Source organism: Citrobacter sp. CK181, from assembly GCF_030333595.1.
Classification (GTDB): Bacteria; Pseudomonadota; Gammaproteobacteria; order Enterobacterales; family Enterobacteriaceae; genus Citrobacter_B; species Citrobacter_B koseri.
The window spans coordinates 1-20591 of sequence record NZ_JAOWFN010000014.1; the positions used below are offsets into that span (position 1 = coordinate 1).

Annotated in this window: 14 protein-coding genes and 1 CRISPR repeat array; of the genes, 7 read left to right on the forward strand and 7 right to left on the reverse strand. The window is 54.7% G+C overall.

What is annotated here, in order from left to right; translation table 11 throughout:
- Positions 1-56 precede the first annotated feature (56 nt).
- The 6 genes from dmsA to lrp all read right to left on the reverse strand — a co-directional run bounded on the left by dmsA (position 57) and on the right by lrp (position 10803).
- Complete coding sequence (gene dmsA / locus OGW17_RS13595; RefSeq protein ID WP_071259501.1) at positions 57-2501, reverse strand: dimethylsulfoxide reductase subunit A; 2445 nt, start codon at positions 2499-2501, stop codon at positions 57-59.
- A gap of 241 nt (positions 2502-2742) precedes the next feature.
- Positions 2743-4035: a serine--tRNA ligase gene (serS, locus tag OGW17_RS13600; protein ID WP_012133033.1), complete on the reverse strand. Its 1293-nt coding sequence runs from the start codon at positions 4033-4035 to the stop codon at positions 2743-2745.
- A 91-nt stretch (positions 4036-4126) separates the two neighbouring features.
- Positions 4127-5470: a replication-associated recombination protein RarA gene (gene rarA, locus OGW17_RS13605; protein WP_024130481.1), complete on the reverse strand. Its 1344-nt coding sequence runs from the start codon at positions 5468-5470 to the stop codon at positions 4127-4129.
- 10 nt (positions 5471-5480) lie between these two features.
- Positions 5481-6092 carry an outer membrane lipoprotein periplasmic chaperone LolA gene (lolA, locus tag OGW17_RS13610; protein ID WP_047457794.1) on the reverse strand — a complete coding sequence of 204 codons (612 nt, stop codon included), beginning with the start codon at positions 6090-6092 and terminating at the stop codon, positions 5481-5483.
- Between the two features lie 122 nt (positions 6093-6214).
- Positions 6215-10174 carry a DNA translocase FtsK gene (gene ftsK / locus OGW17_RS13615; protein WP_071259504.1) on the reverse strand — a complete coding sequence of 1320 codons (3960 nt, stop codon included), beginning with the start codon at positions 10172-10174 and terminating at the stop codon, positions 6215-6217.
- A gap of 134 nt (positions 10175-10308) precedes the next feature.
- Complete coding sequence (gene lrp / locus OGW17_RS13620) at positions 10309-10803, reverse strand: leucine-responsive transcriptional regulator Lrp (protein ID WP_000228469.1); 495 nt, start codon at positions 10801-10803, stop codon at positions 10309-10311.
- A gap of 547 nt (positions 10804-11350) precedes the next feature.
- On the opposite strand from lrp, the gene trxB reads away from it, so the two are divergent.
- From trxB to infA, 5 genes are all read left to right on the forward strand, one after another.
- Positions 11351-12319 carry a thioredoxin-disulfide reductase gene (trxB, locus tag OGW17_RS13625; protein WP_049011457.1) on the forward strand — a complete coding sequence of 323 codons (969 nt, stop codon included), beginning with the start codon at positions 11351-11353 and terminating at the stop codon, positions 12317-12319.
- A 113-nt stretch (positions 12320-12432) separates the two neighbouring features.
- Positions 12433-14199, forward strand: coding sequence for a heme ABC transporter permease/ATP-binding protein CydD (gene cydD, locus OGW17_RS13630; RefSeq protein WP_071259507.1), 1767 nt, complete (start codon positions 12433-12435; stop codon positions 14197-14199).
- Entirely contained in the window at positions 14200-15921 is a 1722-nt protein-coding gene (cydC, locus tag OGW17_RS13635; RefSeq protein WP_071259510.1) for a heme ABC transporter ATP-binding protein/permease CydC, read from the forward strand. It begins immediately after the preceding gene.
- A gap of 44 nt (positions 15922-15965) precedes the next feature.
- Positions 15966-16670 (forward strand): leucyl/phenylalanyl-tRNA--protein transferase, encoded by a 705-nt coding sequence (gene aat, locus OGW17_RS13640; RefSeq protein ID WP_071259513.1) that lies wholly within the window; start codon positions 15966-15968, stop codon positions 16668-16670.
- A 284-nt stretch (positions 16671-16954) separates the two neighbouring features.
- The gene (infA, locus tag OGW17_RS13650) at positions 16955-17173 is read left to right on the forward strand and encodes a translation initiation factor IF-1 (protein ID WP_001040187.1); all 219 of its coding nucleotides are present in this window, start codon (positions 16955-16957) and stop codon (positions 17171-17173) included.
- Between the two features lie 200 nt (positions 17174-17373).
- A CRISPR array of direct repeats spans positions 17374-17641; the repeat unit is 28 nt; unit sequence TTTCTAAGCTACCTGTACGGCAGTGAAC.
- Positions 17642-17785: 144 nt separating this feature from the next.
- Here the strand turns inward: infA and OGW17_RS13655 are convergent.
- Positions 17786-18697: a LysR family transcriptional regulator gene (locus tag OGW17_RS13655; protein WP_071259516.1), complete on the reverse strand. Its 912-nt coding sequence runs from the start codon at positions 18695-18697 to the stop codon at positions 17786-17788.
- A 108-nt stretch (positions 18698-18805) separates the two neighbouring features.
- On the opposite strand from OGW17_RS13655, the gene OGW17_RS13660 reads away from it, so the two are divergent.
- Together OGW17_RS13660 and OGW17_RS13665 are read left to right on the forward strand one after the other, a co-directional pair.
- Positions 18806-19672: a pirin family protein gene (locus OGW17_RS13660; RefSeq protein ID WP_012133046.1), complete on the forward strand. Its 867-nt coding sequence runs from the start codon at positions 18806-18808 to the stop codon at positions 19670-19672.
- A 21-nt stretch (positions 19673-19693) separates the two neighbouring features.
- Positions 19694-20371, forward strand: a complete 678-nt coding sequence (locus tag OGW17_RS13665) for an isochorismatase family protein (protein WP_049011452.1) — start codon at positions 19694-19696, stop codon at positions 20369-20371.
- Positions 20372-20591 lie beyond the last annotated feature (220 nt).

Genomic DNA, 20591 nt, shown 5'->3' on the forward strand with positions numbered 1-20591 from the left:
CGGTGCAACGACTGGAGTCAATAAAAAATCCATATTGGGTTGTCATCGGTTACTCCTTATACCTTCTCAACCTGAACGAGGTTCGTATGGGACGGATTCCCCTTAGCGAGAGGAGAAGGACGCTGGGTCGTCAGGACGTTAATACATCCCCCCTGATCCACGCGTTTTGCATCCGGGTCATACCAGGCGCCTTCGCCCAACGCAACGACGCCCGGCATCATGCGCGGCGTCACTTTCGCCTCAATATGCAACTCGCCGCGACCGTTGAAGATACGCACTTTGTCGCCGTTGCTGATGCCGCGTTTTTGCGCGTCCATCGGGTTAATCCACATCTCCTGGCGGCAGGAAGCTTTCAGAACGTCCACGTTGCCATAGGTAGAGTGCACGCGAGATTTGTAGTGGAAGCCCGTTAATTGCAACGGATAGTCTTTAGTCAACGGATCGCTGTAGTTTTCGAAGCCCGGCGTATAGATCGGCAACGGATCGATCACATCGCCTTCCGGCAGTTCCCAGGTTGCCGCAATCTCTGCCAGCGCCTGCGAATAGATCTCGATTTTGCCCGACGGCGTTGTCAGCGGATTAGCCTGCGGATCGTCACGGAACGCTTTATAGGCAACGTGATGACCTTCAGGGTCGCGCTGCTTAAAGATGCCCTGCTTGCGGAATGCTTCAAATGTCGGCAGTTCGGGAATCGCCTGACGCGACTGTTCGTACAGATGACGCATCCACTCTTCTTGCGTACGCCCTTCGGTAAACTGCTGCTCCACGCCGAGACGCTTCGCCAGCTCGCTGGTCATCTGATAGATAGTCTTGCACTCAAAGCGCGGTTTAATGGCCTGGTCGGTGAAAATAACGTAGGACATGTTCCCGCAGGAGGCATCCAGCGCGAAGTCCATCTGCTCAGAAGCGGTGCAGTCCGGCAGCAGAATATCGGCATATTTCGCTGAAGAGGTCATATGACAGTCGATAACGACGATCATTTCGCACTTCTTATCATCCTGCAAAATTTCATGCGTGCGGTTAATTTCGGAATGCTGGTTAATCAGGCAGTTACCGGCATAGTTCCAGATCATTTTGATGGGAACGTCGAGTTTATCTTTGCCGCGAACCCCGTCACGCAGCGCCGTCATTTCCGGCCCGCGCTCAATGGCATCGGTCCATAAGAACATCGAAATGCTGGTCTCGACCGGGTTTTCCAGCGTTGGCATACGCTCAAACGGCAAATCGTAAGATCCCTCACGCGCACCGCTGTTGCCGCCGTTAATGCCGACGTTGCCGGTCAGGATCGCCAGCATAGAGATTGCGCGAGTAACGATTTCGCCGTTGGCATGACGCTGCGGCCCCCAACCCTGGCTGATGTAAGCGGGTTTGGCGCTACCGATTTCACGCGCCAGTTTTACAATGCGCGCCGCCGGGATACCGGTGATCTGCGACGCCCACTCCGGCGTCTTCGCAATACCGTCTCTACCCTGTCCCAGAATATAGGCTTTGTAGTGACCATTTTTCGGCGTGCTGGCGGGTAAGGTTTTTTCGTCATAACCCACGCAGTATTTGTCGAGGAACGGCTGATCGACCATATCTTCGGTGATCATGACGTATGCCAGCGCATTTACCAGCGCCGCATCCGTACCCGGGCGAATCGGAATCCACTCATCCTCACGACCCGCGCCGGTATCGGTATAACGCGGATCGATAATAATCATCCGCGCGTTTGATTTTTGCCGTGCCTGTTCGAGGTAATAGGTTACCCCGCCGCCGCTCATACGGGTTTCCCCCGGATTGTTACCAAACAGCACAACCAGCTTACTATTTTCAATGTCGGAAGGACTATTGCCGTCCGCCCAGCCGCCGTAGGTGTAATTTAACCCGGCGGCAATTTGCGCGGATGAGTAATCGCCGTAGTGGTTGAGGTAACCGCCGCAGCAGTTCATCAGCCGGGCAACCAGTGTTTTTCCTGGCGGCCAGGAGCGCGTCATCGTGCCGCCAAGCGTACCCGTACCATAGTTTAAATAGATGGATTCATTGCCGTAGTCTTTGATAAGACGCTGCATATTGGTGGTGATAATGTCATAGGCTTCGTCCCAGCTGATGCGCTCAAACTTACCTTCACCACGCTTGCCAACGCGCTTCATTGGATACTTCAGACGATCGGGGTTATAAACCCGGCGGCGCATAGAACGCCCGCGCAGACAGGCGCGAATCTGATGCAGACCGTCATAGTTATCATCGCCCGTATTGTCCGTTTCAACATATTTGATTTCACCGTCCACCACATGCATGCGCAGCGGGCAGCGGCTTCCACAGTTAACGGTGCAAGCGCTCCAGATAATTTTTTCGCTGGATGCGCTGGGGCTGATAGCGTCAGCCGCATTGGCGATCCGGGTAAATGGCAGAGTCAATGCGCTACTGGCGATTGCCAGCCCGCCTATTGCTGTCGTTTTTACCAGGCCTCGACGAGTTACCTCAGCTGCCAGTACAGCATCGGGGATATTCGTTTTCATGATGACTCACTTTGCTTGCTCACGATTGATAAAAGCCAGACACTTCGTTATGTAGTTATTTATATAAAGAATAAATCGCTATATAGTTTTGTATATAATGAATATGAGAAAAATCAGCGATAAATGCTAATCTTCATTCGAAGGTAGTATTACCCCCAAAGGGGTAATCATTCTTGTCCGGTGTCAAACAGGCATAAAAAAAAGCGCCCGGAGGCGCTTTTTAAGCAGAGAGAAGCGGGGATTAGCCGATATATTCCAGCCCGTTCATATACGGACGTAATACTTCTGGAACTTCGATGCGGCCATCAGCCTGCTGGTAGTTTTCCATCACGGCAACTAAAGTACGCCCAACCGCCAGACCGGAACCGTTCAGAGTATGAACCAGACGGGTTTTCTTGTCGGACTTACTGCGGCAGCGTGCCTGCATACGACGCGCCTGGAAATCCCATACGTTCGAGCAGGAAGAGATTTCACGGTAAGTGTTCTGCGCCGGGATCCATACTTCGAGATCGTAGGTTTTACATGCGCCAAAGCCCATGTCACCGGTACACAGAACGATTTTACGGTACGGCAGACCCAGCAACTGAAGCACTTTCTCAGCATGGCCGGTCATCTCTTCCAGCGCATCCATTGACTCTTCTGGACGCACAATCTGCACCATCTCAACTTTATCGAACTGGTGCATACGGATCAGACCGCGCGTGTCACGACCGTAAGAACCCGCTTCAGAACGGAAGCATGGCGTATGCGCAGTCATTTTGATCGGCAGCGCATCTTCGTCGATGATTTCATCACGCACCAGGTTAGTCAGCGGCACTTCCGCCGTCGGGATCAGCGCATAGTTGCTGCTGTCAGCCTCTTCTTCCAGCGGGCGAGTATGGAACAGATCGCCCGCAAATTTCGGCAACTGCCCTGTACCGTACAGCGTGTCGTGGTTCACCAGATACGGCACGTAGTTTTCACTGTAACCATGCTGTTCAGTGTGCAGATCCAGCATGAACTGCGACAGCGCGCGGTGCATACGGGCAATCTGCCCTTTCATTACCACAAAACGAGAACCGGTCAGTTTAACCGCAGCCGCGAAGTCGAGACCGGCGTGCATTTCACCCAGCGTCACATGATCGCGGACGTCGAAATCAAACTCACGCGGGGTTCCCCAACGGCTGACTTCAACGTTGTCGTTTTCATCTTTACCTACCGGTACATCATCAGCCGGTAAGTTAGGAATGGTCAGCGCGATATCGCGAATTTCAGCCTGTAAGCTCTCCAGCTCGGCTTTTGCCGCATCCAGCTCTTCGCCCAGCTTGTTCACTTCCAGACGTAAAGGCTCGATATCTTCCCCGCGCGCTTTCGCCTGGCCGATGGATTTCGATCGAGAGTTACGCTCTGCTTGCAGGTTTTCCGTGTTGACCTGCAAAACTTTACGACGCTCTTCAAGAGCGCGCAGCTTATCTACATCCAGCTTAAAGCCCCGGCGTGCCAGTTTTTCAGCGACTGCGTCTGGCTCATTACGCAGCAGATTGGGATCGAGCATGCTTATCCTGTGCTTATCGAATTAAAATAGGAAACGTGACCACAGCCTGCAGTCACAGGGATACAATGCCAACATTACCGCAACGATCGCGCTAACGGTAGCGTTTTGTGGGGCTATTTTGATCCTGTTCAGCCAGCCAGGCGAGCTTTTCGCCAATCTTGCCTTCAAGACCCCTGTTTGTGGGATGATAATAGCGTGTTTGTGCTATTTCCGGCGGGAAATAAACCTCGCCTGCGGCGTAGGCGTTTGGCTCATCATGCGCGTAGCGGTATTCCTGGCCATAGCCCATTTCTTTCATCAGTTTCGTCGGCGCATTGCGCAGATGCACAGGCACGTCATAATCCGGGCGTTCACGGGCATCGGCCAGCGCCGCTTTGAACGCGGTATAAACCGCGTTACTTTTCGGCGCACAGGCCAGATAAACAATCGCCTGGGCTATCGCCCGTTCCCCTTCCGCAGGGCCAACACGGGTAAAGCAATCCCACGCAGAAATCGCCACCTGCATTGCGCGAGGATCGGCATTGCCGACGTCTTCAGAAGCAATCGCCAGGCAACGTCGGGCGACATACAGCGGGTCGCCGCCAGCGGTAATGATCCGGGCATACCAGTAAAGCGCCGCGTCCGGGGCGCTACCACGCACCGATTTATGCAATGCGGAGATGAGATCGTAAAAGCGGTCGCCTTTATTATCAAAGCGCGCGCTGCGCTCCCCGGCGATTTCGGTCAGTAATGCGGGCAATAATACTCGCTTACCGCTGTCATCCACTTCCGCCATGTCTGCCATCATTTCCAGCGTATTTAACGCCCGACGCGCATCTCCGTTCACCAGTTCGGCGATCGCCCGGCGCGTCTCGTCCGGCAGAACGATATCCTGGCCGCCATAACCACGCGCTTTGTCATCCATCGCCTGATTCAGTACCTGCTCAATATCTTCAGTCGTTAAGGATTTGAGGAGATACACGCGGGCGCGTGACAGCAAAGCCGAGTTCAGCTCGAAGGACGGGTTTTCGGTCGTCGCGCCAATAAACGTAATCGTGCCGTCTTCGATATGCGGCAGAAACGCATCCTGCTGGCTCTTGTTGAAGCGATGGACTTCATCGACAAACAGAATAGTGCGGCGCCCGGCATTACGGTTCTGGCGGGCGCGTTCAATGGCTTCACGGATCTCTTTTACGCCAGAAGTCACGGCGGAAATGCGTTCGACGTCAGCATTGGCATAGCGGGCAATCACTTCGGCCAGCGTGGTTTTGCCCGTACCGGGCGGCCCCCACAAAATCATCGAGTGCAGGTGCCCGGCCTCAATTGCACGAGGCAAAGGCTTACCCGCAGCCAGCAGATGCTGCTGACCAATATACTGCGCTAAATTTTCTGGCCGCATACGCGCGGCCAGTGGCTGAAAGGTATTATCAGAAAAATCGAGCGACAGATTGCTCACTCATGCGCCTCTACTTACGTTGGTCGTCTACCGTTACACCTTGCGGCGGAGTAAAGGTAAATTTTGATGCATCGACAGCGCTATTCTGCTGAGATTTCAGCTGATAGCTGCTGCGCTGATCGTCTTGTTCCACTGCGCTGAACTGATGAATAGTCCCGTCACGACCCACATTAATGGTGAACTGCTTCAGGTTACCGCTGCTGCTTTTTGGCGTCAGCACAAAGTCATCGCCATTTTGTTTGATGTTGTACTGCTGCCAGTCGCTGGTCTGGTTGCGGGCTATCAGCATAAACGGCGTATTGCCCGTCGCATCTTTTAACCAGGTCGCCGTTGCCTGCTCGACAAACGGGTTAAAGAACCATAGCGTTTTCCCGTCAGAGACCAGAATGCTCTCGTCGGGCTGCGTCATATGCCAGTTAAACAGATTAGGACGCTTAACCCATAAGTCGCCCTGGCCTTCCTGAACGGCGGCGCCACTGCCGTCAGTCACTTTTTGTGTAAAGCTGGCGTGGAAGCTGCTGACTTTATCCAGACGGCTTTTCAGATCGCTGGCGGCATCCGCCCATACGCTGCTCACCACAAAGCCGGAGAGTAATGCGCAGGTGATTGCGATTTTTTTCATCATTATTCCTCAAAATACGTCACTCCCGATGGGGAGTTCCCTCTGCTCTCTATTCCAGGCCAAAAATCAGCATGAGGAAAGAAGAAAATACTGAATTCTTATTTATTTACCGATCTTTGCAATCATTCGAACGGCGGTGGCGCCAGCACCTCGCGGTTCCCGTTATGGCCTTGTTCGCTGACAATGCCCTGGGCTTCCATCTGCTCGACAATGCGCGCCGCACGGTTGTAACCGATACGGAACTGACGCTGAACGCCAGAAATGGACGCTTTGCGTTTTTCGGTCACAAAGCTCACCGCCTGATCGAATAACGGGTCCAGCTCTTCGCCGCCGTCAAAACCGCCGCCGCCCCCTTCGCTTTCGCTATCCGAGGTGATGCCGTCAATGTATTGCGGGCGACCACGCGCTTTCCAGTCCTGCACCACCGCATGCACTTCCTGGTCGCGGACAAACGCGCCATGAACACGTACCGGCATGGTTGAGTTCGGGCCGGAATAAAGCATATCCCCCATCCCCAACAGGGACTCCGCACCGCCCTGATCGAGGATCGTGCGTGAGTCGATCTTACTGGATACGGTAAAGGCGATACGCGTCGGAATGTTGGCCTTAATCAGACCGGTAATAACGTCAACCGACGGACGCTGAGTCGCCAGCACCAGGTGAATACCTGCGGCACGCGCTTTCTGCGCCAGACGCGCAATCAGCTCTTCAACTTTCTTACCGACGGTCATCATCAGATCGGCGAATTCATCGACCAGAACCACGATATACGGCAGTTTTTCCAGCACCGGATGCTGGGCATCCATGCTGTCGCCCGGCTTCCAGTACGGGTCTGGAATCGGACGCCCCATCCGTGCCGCTTCGGCAATTTTCTCGTTATAGCCTGCCAGATTACGCACGCCAAGCGCCGACATCAGCTTATAGCGGCGTTCCATTTCATTAACGCTCCAGCGCAATGCGTTGGCGGCGTCTTTCATATCGGTAACCACTTCGGTCAGCAGATGTGGAATGCCTTCATAGACCGAAAGTTCCAGCATTTTCGGGTCAATCATGATGAAACGCACGTCTTCCGGCTGCGCTTTATACAGCATGCTGAGGATCATGGCATTGACCCCAACCGATTTACCGGAACCCGTCGTCCCCGCAACCAGCAGATGAGGCATTTTCGCCAGATCGGCCACAACCGGATCGCCAGCGATATCTTTACCCAGCACCACGGTGAGCGGCGACGGATTCTCGCGGAATTTAGCGTTATCCAGCACTTCACGCAGGTAGACGGTCTGACGTTTTTTGTTCGGCAGTTCGAGGCCCACGTAAGGCTTACCAGGGATCACTTCTACCACGCGTACCGCAACGGTTGACAGTGAACGCGCGAGATCGCGTGACAGGTTAGAAATACGCGCGGCTTTCACGCCCGGCGCCAGATTCAGCTCAAAACGGGTAATAACAGGCCCTGGGGAATAGTTCACCACGTCAGCTTTAATGCGGAAATCCGCCAGACGCGCTTCGACCAGGCGCGCCATTTGTTCCAGCGCGAAAGTATCGACCGGTTCCACTGCGCTCGGCGGCGGCGTCAGCAGATCCAGCGACGGCAACGGCGTGGTAGGTTTCTGCAACGGACGACTGTCGCCATTACGCATCAACAACGGATGGATCAGGCTTTCCTGCGGCTGTGGCGCGGCCGGTTGTTGCGGCTGTTGATACGGTTGCTGCGGCGCGACGGGCTGCTGTGGTTGTTGATACTGTTGCTGTGGCGCAACCGGCTGCTGATACTGCTGCTGTGGCGCGACGGGCTGCTGCGGCGACTGATACTGTGGCTGCGGCGCAACCGGCTGTTGCGGCTGCTGATACTGCTGCTGCGGCGACTGATGCTGCGGCTGCGGCGCGGCCGGCTGCTCAGGCATCACGCCGGGAGTAAACAACGGCTCATGCGGGCCTTCATCCACCAGCGCTTTCATCGGCGAGAATTCAAAATCATCCAGCGAGAACGGATGGGCTCCCGCAGGCTGTTCCCCGGCATAGCGCTGCTGCTGCGAAGAGGCAAACTGGCGAGCCAGTTCAGCTTCTGCTGCATCCTCATCTTCTGCCTGAGGAGCATCATGTTGATATTCGGAACCATAACGATGCTGCTGAGACTGGGCGAACTGACGTGCCAGCTCATCCTGCTGCATCTCATCAATTTCATCATCGCTATACTGCGTTTCGGCATCATACTGATGACGCCCCGCCGCACGCGCTTTCTCTTCCGCGATACGCTGAGACGGTAATTTTATGCCATACGAGGCCAGCTCACGGCGGGTCGGAACGCGAACGCGGTTAGGGCGAGGCAGTTGCGGGCCAATCCCCTCTTTAACCTGCGGGCGTGGCGCACCACCGCTTACCGGGCTAAACGCAGGTGCAGCGGATGCCGCCGCCGCGCCTGCGGCCAGCGTTGCATCTTTGACGCCTGCCGCCAACGGCGCAACCGCGGCAACGGATTCAACAGGCGGCACAGAAGCTGCTGTCGGTGCCGATGGTTTAACCGACTCCGGCGCTTTCGCTGGCTCAGGAATCGGCTGATACCACGCAGCCAGCTGCTCACGCTCACGCGCGCGTTTTTCTTCCACTTCTTCAAAGTAGTAGAGCGGCGGACGGGCGGGTTTAATTTCTTCTGCTACAGGCTCAGGCTCTACCGCAGACGGTGGCTCAACAGCAGGCTGCTGCTGGTAATACGTATCCTGAACCGGTTCCTGCGGGTAAGCCGGCTGCGGCTCGAAAGTCGGCTCGTGTTGATAAACCGGCTCAGGGTGCCAGGGTTGTTCCGCCGCAGGTTCCTGCGCCTGCGGCACAGGCTGTTCATACGCGTGTTCAGCGTAATACTGCGCTTGCGGCTCGGTCGGCGCAGGTTGCTGCCACGGTTCATGATGTGGCGCGGGCGGCTGCGCATATTGTGGTTGCGGCGGATAACTTTCCGGCGCGGGCGCAATGACCGGTTCGCCGGTTTGCGGCCCCGGAACAGGCTGCCATTCCACCACCGGTTGCGCAGGCGCGGTTTCAGCACCCGGCACCGACGGTGCAGACATAACCGGATCGGCAGGCGCCGCCCAGGCTTGCGTTGCCGTTGTCGCCGCAGCAGCGGAGGCAACAGGCTCCGTGACCGAATGCCCATTCAGCAGAGGATCGTATTCCTCATATTCCGGCTGCGTCGCACGATGGCCGGAGAACAGCACATCATCAGGATCGGCAGCCACGCCACGCGCGCTGTATTCGATATCGTCTTCATCATCCATACGCTTGCCGGAGAAAAGCGCCGCATCCGTGTGTCGCCCACGCGGATTGCTGAACTTCTCTGCCAACCGCTTACGGCGCGCCAGTGCGCCACGAAGGATGCGCGCACGTCGGGATTCGCGCTGTGCGCCCACCGCTTCATCTTCGTATTCGTCATCATCTTCATACTCGTCGTCATCGACCCAGGTGTCATCGCGGCGAGTACGGTTGCTGGCGAAGGTGAGAATATTCAGCAGCCAGCCACCCAGTTTTTCTGCAATGCTCACCCAGGACCAGCCGGTGAAGAGCGTCAGACCGGCTGCCCAGACGCACAGCAGCGTAATCGTTCCCCCGCTGCTGTGCAGCAGAGGCTGAAGCGTGGTGCTTAACAGGCTGCCAATGACGCCGCCGGACGCGAAGTACCAGATATCATCAGCATTAATTGCGGCTAATCCGCAGGAGGTAAGAATCAACGCCAGGACGCCGATAATGCGCAGCGACACGGCAAAATAGTCGATGTAATCGTCGTTGCTCTGGTGCCGCCAGGCAAACCAGCAGCCGCCAACGATAATCACCGGGATGGTGTAGGCCATCACGCCAAAGATAAAGAACAGCGTGTCAGCCAGCCACGCGCCCGGCGCTCCGCCCAAATTATGGATAGGCTCATGCCATGCGGTTTGCGACCAACTGGGATCTGAAGGGTTAAAGCTAAGTAAGGCTGCCATCAACCAGACGGCAAAAAGGGCAATAAGGATCAGCAACGCTTCCAGAAGTCGGCGCCCGCTGCTTAACTTTTTCAATGTGACTTCTTTGTCTTCAGTGTATTCCTGGCTCAAAAAAGGCTCTCCAGGTTTCGGGCTTTTCCTGCCCGATGCTAAAACGGACAACAGCACCGGGTTGCCCCGGCACTGTTGCTGTATGGATTAACAGGAGTGTAATCAAACTACGTCGATTTTGCACCTGTTCCGTGTTAGCGCGTCTTAATTACCAGACGATTGCTCTGTTTGACTTCTTCCATTACCACGTAAGTACGTGTGTCATTCACGCCAGGCAGACGCAGCAGGGTTTCACCCAGCAGCTTACGGTACGCTGACATATCCGGCACGCGTGTTTTCAACAGGTAGTCGAAATCACCGGAAACTAAATGACACTCTTGAATTTCTTCAAGTTTTTGTACTGCGGCGTTAAATTGTTCAAACACATCTGGAGCGCCACGATTCAGAGTAATCTCAACAAAAACCAGAAGTGATGCATCCAGATAATGCGGGTTTAACAGCGCCGTATAGCCCTGAATAAAACCCTGTCTTTCCAGCCGACGGACACGCTCAAGGCAAGGCGTCGGTGAAAGTCCCACTCGTTTAGAAAGCTCGACGTTAGAAATACGCCCATCCTTTTGCAACTCATTAAGAATGTTACGATCGATACGGTCGAGATCTTTGCCAGGGCGCTTCTTGCTATCTACCATTATTATTGTCTCTCTGTATTCCTTCCCTACTCCTGCCTGACTCTACTAACATCACTGTTCAGAGTCGATGCCCATCACAATAGACCGAACCCAGAGGGATTAACGGCGCGCAATGCCAGGGCCTATGGTGAGAAGACCGTTGCCGGATGGCAGCTATCGACATCACGAATGGCGTCTGTCCACGCCATGCGTAGATTTCACTAGCCCGGTAAACATGGTGCTTATATGCATGATTATGCAGCACACACATAACACTGTTTTTTTCTTCCAGAAGATGTTTTCGCAAAACAGCAGGGGATTGTCAAAGCAAAACATCGATTTTTAGTACAACATGCCAGTTATTCATTAAGAGCGGCGCTAAATCGTCATTTTATCACCTTATAACTGGCCGATTTTAAGTAGAAAGCGTTATATCGCAGCCCTAAATCCGCCCATTCATCGGTTCCTGCTATTACACATATTGTTAACAAAATCGCTATACTCTTTTTTTACGTCTGCAAATTCCCTACAATCCTGCCCATTGTCTGCCAACAACTATGGGGATCTCATGGGCACGACCAAACACAGTAAACTGCTTATCCTGGGTTCTGGACCGGCGGGATATACCGCTGCGGTCTACGCTGCGCGCGCAAACCTGCAACCGGTTCTGGTTACCGGTATGGAGAAAGGCGGTCAACTGACCACCACGACGGAAGTGGAAAACTGGCCTGGCGATCCGAACGATCTGACCGGCCCGCTGTTGATGGAGCGCATGCACGAACATGCGACGAAATTTGATACTGAAATCATCTTCGATCACATCAATAGCGTGGATCTGCAAAACCGTCCTTTCCGCCTGACCGGCGACAGCGGTGAATACACCTGCGATGCGCTGATCATCGCAACCGGCGCTTCCGCACGCTACCTCGGCCTGCCGTCTGAAGAAGCATTTAAAGGCCGTGGCGTATCTGCCTGCGCCACCTGCGACGGTTTCTTCTACCGCAACCAGAAGGTCGCGGTCATCGGCGGCGGCAACACGGCGGTTGAAGAAGCGTTATACCTGGCGAACATCGCCGCTGAAGTGCATTTGATTCACCGTCGCGACGGCTTCCGCGCCGAAAAAATTCTGATCAAGCGCCTGATGGATAAAGTGGAAAACGGCAACATCGTGCTGCACACCCACCGCACTCTGGAAGAGGTGACCGGCGATCAGATGGGCGTTACCGGTTTGCGTCTGCGTGATACGCAAAACCCGGACAACATTGAATCCCTTGACGTTGCAGGCCTGTTTGTCGCCATCGGCCACAGCCCGAACACTGCGATTTTTGAAGGTCAGCTCGAACTGGAAAACGGCTATATCAAAGTCCAGTCCGGCATCCACGGTAACGCCACGCAGACCAGCGTTCCCGGCGTGTTCGCCGCAGGCGACGTGATGGACCATATTTATCGTCAGGCAATCACCTCAGCGGGCACAGGTTGCATGGCGGCGCTGGACGCTGAACGCTACCTTGACGGTCTGGCTGACGCGTGCAAATAGTTTTTACAAATCAGTAACAAAAGTAAAAAAGGCGACTATAAGTCGCCTTTATTTTTGCCCCGTTGTAACATTGCCGTGCCAAAAATTCCGATAACTCACCTGCTAAGCGTGCAATGAATAAAACCCGTCAAAAAGAATTGACCCGCTGGTTAAAACAGCAAAGTGTAATTTCCCAACGTTGGCTGAACATTTCACGCCTATTGGGTTTCGTGAGTGGCGTACTGATTGTCGCTCAGGCCTGGATCATGGCTCGCATTCTCCAGCATATGATCATGGACAATATTCCCCGCGAAGCCCTCCTGCTCCCCTTCATCGTACTGATGTTGGTGTTTGTCCTGCGCGCCTGGGTGGTCTGGCTGCGCGAGCGGGTGGGTTTTCATGCCGGGCAGCATATCCGATTTGAGATCCGCCGCCAGGTGCTGGATCGCCTGCAACAGGCAGGGCCAGCCTGGATTCAGGGTAAACCGGCTGGTAGCTGGGCGACGCTGGTGCTGGAGCAGATTGACGATATGCATGATTACTATGCCCGCTATCTGCCGCAAATGGCGCTTGCTGTCTGCGTTCCCCTGTTGATTGTGGCGGCGATCTTCCCGTCAAACTGGGCCGCCGCGCTGATTTTGCTCGGCACCGCACCGCTGATCCCATTATTTATGGCGATGGTGGGAATGGGCGCCGCCGACGCTAACCGCCGTAATTTCCAGGCGCTTGCCCGCCTGAGCGGGCATTTCCTCGACCGCTTACGCGGTATGGAGACGCTGCGCATCTTCGGGCGCGGTGAAGCAGAAACGGAAAGCATTCGTGTCGCTTCACAAGATTTTCGCCAGCGCACAATGGAAGTCCTGCGTCTCGCCTTTTTATCCTCCGGGGTACTGGAGTTCTTCACGTCGCTGTCCATTGCGCTGGTCGCGGTTTATTTCGGTTTCTCCTACCTCGGCGAACTTAATTTCGGCCATTACGGGACAGGCGTCACGCTTGCCGCCGGCTTCCTGGCGCTGATTCTGGCGCCGGAGTTTTTCCAGCCACTGCGCGATCTGGGCACCTTTTACCATGCCAAAGCGCAGGCGGTAGGTGCGGCTGACAGCCTGAAAACCTTTATGGAAACGCCTCTCGCTCACCCGGAACGCGGTGATGTCGAACTTTCCGGGAAAGAACCGGTAACCCTTGAAGCGCAGGATCTGATAATTACCTCGCCGGAAGGTAAACCGCTTGCCGGACCGCTGAATTTCACACTGGCCGCAGGCCAGCGCGCCGTACTGGTTGGTCGCAGCGGTTCAGGAAAGAGTTCACTGTTAAACGCGCTGTCTGGCTTTCTCTCTTATCAGGGCTCCCTGTGCATTAACGGCGTTGAACTTCGTGATTTATCCCCGGAATCCTGGCGAAAACATCTCTCCTGGGTGGGGCAAAACCCACAATTACCGGCAGGCACGCTCCGTGAAAACGTCCTGCTTGCCCGCCCGGATGCCAGTGAACAAGCGTTACAGGCGGCTCTCGACAGCGCCTGGGTCAGTGAGTTTTTACCTCTGCTGCCGCAAGGTGTAGACACGCCGACTGGCGATCACGCGGGTCGCCTTTCCGTCGGTCAGGCGCAGCGGGTTGCGGTTGCCCGCGCCCTGCTGAATCCCTGCAAATTGTTGTTGCTGGATGAACCCGCCGCCAGTCTGGATGCCCACAGCGAACAGCGTGTAATGCAGGCGCTGAATGCCGCATCAAAACGCCAGACCACGCTGATGGTAACGCATCAGTTAGAAGATCTTGCCGACTGGGACGTGATCTGGGTTATGCAGGATGGGCAGATCATCGAGCAAGGTGATTATGCCCAACTCAGCAGCGCCAACGGCGCGTTTGCGACACTATTGGCTCATCGTCAGGAGGACATTTAAATGCGCGCCTTGCTACCGTATCTGACGCTGTATAAACGTCATAAGTGGATGTTAACGCTCGGTATTATTCTGGCCATCGTCACGCTACTGGCCAGTATCGGTTTGCTGACGCTCTCTGGCTGGTTCCTCTCCGCTTCAGCCGTAGTCGGTGTGGCGGGTATCTATAGCTTTAACTACATGCTGCCGGCTGCTGGCGTACGCGGTGCGGCGATCACCCGTACTGCGGGCCGGTATTTCGAGCGTCTGGTCAGCCATGACGCCACCTTCCGCGTATTGCAACATTTGCGTATTCATACGTTCAGCAAGCTGCTGCCGCTCTCCCCCGCCGGTCTTGCCCGCTATCGTCAGGGCGAGCTGCTGAACCGCGTCGTCGCCGATGTCGACACGCTGGATCACCTCTACCTGCGCGTTATCTCTCCGCTGGTTGGCGCGTTTGTGGTGATTATGGTGGTCACGCTGGGGCTAAGTGTTCTCGATTTCACCCTTGCGATTACGCTGGGCGGCATTATGCTGCTGACGCTGTTTATTATGCCGCCGCTCTTCTATCGCGCCGGAAAAAGCACCGGGCAGAACCTAACCCATTTACGCGGTCAGTATCGCCAGCAGTTAACCGCCTGGCTACAGGGTCAGGCGGAACTGACAATATTTGGCGCCAGCTCGCGCTATCGGGCGCAAATGGAAGCCACGGAATTACAGTGGCATGAAGCCCAGCGACGTCAGTCTGAATTAACGGCGCTATCCCAGGCCTTAATGCTGCTTATTGGCGCACTGGCGGTAATGCTGATGTTATGGATGGCTTCCGGCGGCGTCGGCGATAACAGCCAGCCTGGCGCGCTGATAGCGCTGTTTGTCTTTTGCGCACTGGCGGCATTTGAAGCGCTTGCCCCCGTTACCGGCGCGTTTCAACATCTTGGCCAGGTCATCGCCTCTGCGCTGCGTATTACCGAACTGACCGAGCAGCAGCCTGAAGTGACCTTCCCGGATGGCGAAGCAGCGACTCCCCGGCAGGTAACGCTGACGCTGCGTGACGTTTCATTCAGTTACCCGGAGCAGCCTCAAAAAGCGCTGGATGCCCTTTCTCTGCAAGTCGCGCCTGGAGAACATATCGCTATTCTCGGACGCACTGGCTGCGGGAAATCGACATTGCTGCAACTGCTCACCCGCGCCTGGGACCCGCAGAGCGGCGATATTCTGCTTAACGACCAACCGATTTCAACGCTGGATGAAGCGGCCCTGCGTCGCACCATTAGCGTGGTGTCGCAGCGAGTACACCTGTTCAGCGCCACATTGCGTGACAACCTGCTGCTGGCAGCGCCAGACGCAAACGACGATACGCTCTCAGAGATGCTGCGCCGTGTCGGGCTGGAAAAGCTGCTGGAGGATGGCGGACTTAACAGCTGGCTAGGCGAAGGCGGACGTCAGCTGTCAGGCGGTGAGCTTCGTCGTCTGGCTATCGCCCGTGCCCTGCTGCACGATGCGCCGCTCATGCTGCTCGATGAACCCACTGAGGGGCTGGACGCGACAACCGAAAGCCAGATGCTTGAATTGCTGGCAGAGGTTATGCGCGGGAAAACCGTTTTAATGGTCACGCACCGTCTGCGCGGGCTGTCGCGTTTTGATCAAATAATAGTGATGGACAACGGACAAATTATTGAGCAAGGTAATCACGCAGATCTGTTAGCCAGGCAGGGTCGTTATTACCAGTTTAAGCAACGTCTGTAAGCTATTATTGAACGATCCGACTTGCGTACTGGAGTTCTGCGGTCATGCGCCTGGTTCAGCTTTCTCGCCACTCAATCGCCTTCCCCTCGCCGGAAGGCGCGTTACGTGAACCCAATGGTTTATTGGCGCTTGGTGGCGATCTCAGCCCTGCCCGCTTATTGATGGCCTATCAGCGGGGTATTTTCCCGTGGTTTTCACCGGGCGACCCGATTCTTTGGTGGTCACCCGATCCTCGCGCTATTTTGCAGCCTGAAACATTACACATCAGCCGCAGCATGAAGCGTTTTCACAAACGATCGCCCTATCGCGTCACGCTTAATTATGCGTTTGGTCAGGTTATTGAAGGCTGCGCCAACGATCGTGACGAAGGAACCTGGATCACGCGCGATGTGGTGGAAGCGTATCACCGCTTACATGAGCTGGGGCATGCGCATTCCATCGAAGTATGGCGACACAACGCGCTCGTCGGCGGCATGTATGGCGTTTCGCAAGGCACCCTGTTTTGCGGCGAATCGATGTTCAGTCGCCAGGAGAACGCCTCCAAAACCGCGCTGCTTGTTTTTTGCGCTGAATTTATTCGTCAGGGTGGAAAATTAATCGACTGCCAGGTGCTGAATAACCACACGGCATCGCTTGGCGCTGTCGAAATTCCCCGCAGGCAATACCTTGAGCATCTGGGATCATTACGGCAACAGCGATTACCGGGTCATTTCTGGGTGCCGCGCACGTTATTTTCACCTCAGGCGTGAATGTTTTCGGCACATTTTTTGTCAGGGTGTTATAATTGTGCCGCAGAGCAGGTTATGCCCATTACCCCGCCGCCGTTAAGGAACCGTTCGCGTCAGGTAACGCCCATCGTTTATCTCATCGCTCCCTTATACGTTGCGCTTCAAGTGCGGCTTTGCCGTGTTTTTCGGAGTAATGCGCCAAACCTGATTTGCTGCGTTTTAAACGCGCAAATCTTTACTTATTTAAAGAACTTCGGCATTATCTTGCCGGTTCAAATTACGGTAGTGATACCCCAGAGGATTAGATGGCCAAAGAAGACAATATTGAAATGCAGGGTACCGTTCTCGAAACGTTACCTAATACCATGTTCCGCGTAGAATTAGAAAACGGTCACGTGGTTACTGCACACATCTCCGGTAAAATGCGTAAAAACTACATCCGCATCCTGACGGGCGACAAAGTGACTGTTGAACTGACCCCGTACGACCTGAGCAAAGGCCGCATTGTCTTCCGTAGTCGCTGATTGTTTTCACGCCCGGGTGGCGTAAAGATAAAAAAAGGTCGGTTTATCCGGCCTTTTTGTTGTCCCTTTCCTGCATGAATACCGTTGATGCGAATTAACGTTATTTTTATTCCCCGCTGCGTCCCTTCCTTCTACATTAAATACTGAACTGCCTGTATGGCAGTGAACGGAGCGTTCCGCCGTGGTTCTCCACGCCTGTTTTTCTAAGCTGCCTGTACGGCAGTGAACTTCATCTGCCATTGCTGTTGTATGCCCTGCCCTTTCTAAGCTGCCTGTACGGCAGTGAACGTTTAAGTGGGCATGGACTGACAACCCGGCATTTTCTAAGCTACCTGTACGGCAGTGAACTCGAACCAGGAAATTTTTGGTGTTACCGGGCTTTTCTAAGCTACCTGTACGGCAGTGAACCCTGACAACTCCGCGCGTTCGTCGCCTGGGAATTTCTAAGCTACCTGTACGGCAGTGAACAGGAATAATATCAGACAATCACGTTGATTTATTGAAGAAAAACGCAACGTCTTCCTGTCAGCCACTTTTTCACTCAGGTTTATATATAAAATAAAATCAATAAGTTAGTTACATAAAATAAAAAAGAGTATATTGCGCTCTGTTTTAATCCTCCACCATCCGTGCATACTCTTCTGTCAAAAAATCCACCAGCGCGCGTACGGACGGCAACAATCCACGGCGGGACGGAAACACCGCATGAATCACCTCTCTTCTGGGTTCCCATCCTTCCAGCAAGGCAACCAGCTCCCCCGCAGCCAGTTGGTCTTTCACCATTAAAACAGGTAACTGAACAAGGCCGACGCCCGCAACGGCCGCTTCACGCAGCGCCAGCATGTCTGTAGTGATCAAACGCGGTGTAAAGTGAACTTCAGCACGCGCGCCCTGTGGACCAAAGAGTTCCCAGCGGTGGATATGTTTACCTGAAGCCAGGCTCAGTCCGGGCCAGTGATGCAGTTCTGCTGGCGAAGAAGGATTCCCCATACGCTGTACCAATGTCGGGCTGGCAAACAAACGGTGCCCCCTGTCCGCCAGCACGCGCATCACCAGATCGCTGTCTTCAAAAGGACGCGGCCGGACGCGAATTGCAACGTCAATGCCCTCGCCAACCACGTCAACACGGCGGTTGGTTGCTTCAAGTTGTAACGACACATCGGGATAACGCGCCATAAACTTCGCCAGCATTGAGCCGATATGAACATGTAGCAACGTCACTGGACATGTCAGTTTTACAATGCCGCGCGGCTCGACCTGTAAGGCGGCTATCGCATCCTGCGCCGCCTGTGCTTCCACCAGCATTGCCTTACAATGTTCATAAAAGGTCTGCCCGACTTCAGTGACATTAAATTGCCGCGTGGTTCGTTGAATAAGGCGAACGCCCAGCCGTTCCTCCAGTTGCGCAATACGTCGGCTAAGCTTTGACTTTGGTTCATCCAGCGCTCGCCCTGCCGCCGCAAATCCCCCCTCCTCGACGACATGAACAAACCACGCAAAATCATTGAGATCCGGTTTTGTCATTACATTGTCCTGTTTATAGAACGGTAAGGTCTATTTTAGCGACTACTCAGATCATTGTCATAGATATAAGCTTATTTACATCAAGACAACGCCACCGAGGAGACCACCATGAAACAGATTACAGGCGTCTATACCGCACCTCGCCCGCACTGGGTTGGCGATGGATTTCCGGTTCGTTCGCTCTTCTCTTATCAGTCCCATGCAGAGCAGTTAAGCCCGTTCCTGCTGCTGGACTATGCCGGGCCGCATACCTTTGCCCCTGGCGCCGAAAACGAAAAACGTGGAGTGGGAGAACACCCGCATCGCGGCTTTGAAACCGTCACGATTGTTTACAGCGGCGAAGTTGAGCACCGCGATTCAACAGGCCGCGGCGGCGTCATCGGCCCTGGCGATGTGCAGTGGATGACCGCAGGCGCAGGCATTTTGCATGAAGAGTTTCATTCTTCAGCCTTTACCCAACAGGGAGGCAAGCTGGAAATGGTGCAACTGTGGGTGAACCTGCCCGCGAAAGACAAAATGGCGGTGCCGGGTTATCAAAGCATCAGCAGCGATCTCATCCCTGCCGTAACGCTGCCTGACGAAGCCGGAACCGCGCGCATTATTGCGGGCCGCTATCAGGATGTGAAAGGCCCGGCGCATACCTTCTCGCCGTTGAATGTCTGGGATATGCGCCTGCAACGCGATCGTCATCTTACGCTGCCCGTCGCTGAAGGGTGGAGCACCGCGCTGGTCGTCCTGAAAGGAAGTATTACGGTGAATGGCACAACACCGGTAAATGAAGCGCAACTGGTGGTGTTAAGCCAGGAAGGTGAAAACCTGTATCTCGAAGCCAGTAGCGATGCCAGCGTTCTGCTGTTGTCGGGCGAGCCACTGAATGAACCCATTGTCGGTTACGGCCCATTTGTCATGAACACAAAACAAGAAATCGCAGAAGCCGTACGCGATTTCAACTCCGGCCGTTTTGGCCAAATCTGAAAACATTGAGGAGTACACAATATGTCCAGTCCTGCTAATTTTAATGGTTTGCGCCCGGTAATTGACGTTAACGATTCCGTTATGCTGTTAATCGACCACCAGAGCGGGCTTTTCCAGACCGTTGGTGATATGCCAATGCCTGAATTGCGCGCCCGTGCGGCCGCGCTGGCCAAAATGGCAACCTTGTCGAAGATGCCGGTCATTACGACGGCATCTGTACCGCAGGGACCGAACGGCCCGCTGATCCCGGAGATCCACGCCAATGCACCACACGCGCAGTATATTGCCCGTAAAGGCGAGATCAACGCCTGGGATAACGCTGATTTCGTCCAGGCGGTAAAAGCGACCGGCCGTAAAACACTGATCATCGCCGGCACGATTACCAGCGTTTGCATGGCATTCCCGGCGATTAGCGCAGTCGCGGAAGGTTATAAAGTGTTTGCTGTCATTGATGCTTCCGGCACCTACAGCAAAATGGCCCAGGAAATCACGCTGGCACGCGTTGTTCAGGCGGGCGTCGTACCGATGGATACCGCCGCAGTGGCTTCCGAGTTGCAGAGCACCTGGAACCGTGAAGACGCAGCAGAGTGGGCTGAGGTCTACACCAAAGTGTTCCCGGCATATCAGTTGTTGATCGAGAGTTACAGCAAAGCGCAGGAAGTGGTGAAAAACGGTGAGATACTGGATTCACAGCGCTAATCGTATTCCCTGCTCCCCCAGGGCAGGGAATATGTTCATTGCGTAACCAAACGATAATTAAAGCGTAAATTCTGCTTGACCGTTTTGGCGCAACTCCCTATAGTAGCGCCCCGTTGCCCCCCAAGCGGTCAGGCAGCAATACAATATGGTGAGGTGTCCGAGTGGCTGAAGGAGCACGCCTGGAAAGTGTGTATACGGCAACGTATCGGGGGTTCGAATC